This window comes from Leucobacter musarum subsp. musarum (assembly GCF_001273845.1).
GTDB classification, from domain to species: domain Bacteria; phylum Actinomycetota; class Actinomycetes; order Actinomycetales; family Microbacteriaceae; genus Leucobacter; species Leucobacter musarum.
This window is the reverse complement of sequence record NZ_JHBW01000012.1, coordinates 1-409: the sequence shown is the minus strand read 5'-3', so window position 1 is coordinate 409 and position 409 is coordinate 1. Positions and strand designations below refer to the sequence as shown.

Sequence of the window (409 nt, the reverse complement as noted above, 5' to 3'; positions counted from 1 at the left end):
CGCTGCAGCAGCGCGCGGGCGATGGCGACGCGTTGACGCTGTCCCCCGGAGAGGTCGCTCGGCCAGCTGCGAGCCCGGTCCGCGAGGCCCACGGCTGCGAGCAGCTGCTGCGCCTCCGCTCGCCGGCCGCGGGTGCCGAGCTGCACGTTCTCGAGCACGCGCTTCCAGGGCAGCAGCCGGTCCTCCTGGAACATCACCCGCACCACGACGGGCGCCCCTTCGGCCGACGAGAGGCGAACCTCGCCGTCATCCGCAGCCTCGAGCGCTGCGATGAGCCGCAGCAGCGTGCTCTTCCCGCTCCCGGACGCACCGAGCAGCGCGACGAACTCCCCCGGCGCGACGGCCAGGTCGACGCGGTCCAGCACCGGTTTCGGTCCGTAGGCGTGGCTGATCCCGCGCAGCTCCACTC

The 409-nt window shown here is 73.8% G+C and carries 1 protein-coding gene; it reads right to left on the bottom strand.

Annotated features, from left to right (window positions below):
* On the bottom strand, positions 1-409 hold a 409-nt coding region (locus CH42_RS00040), incomplete at both ends, for an ATP-binding cassette domain-containing protein (protein ID WP_156322409.1).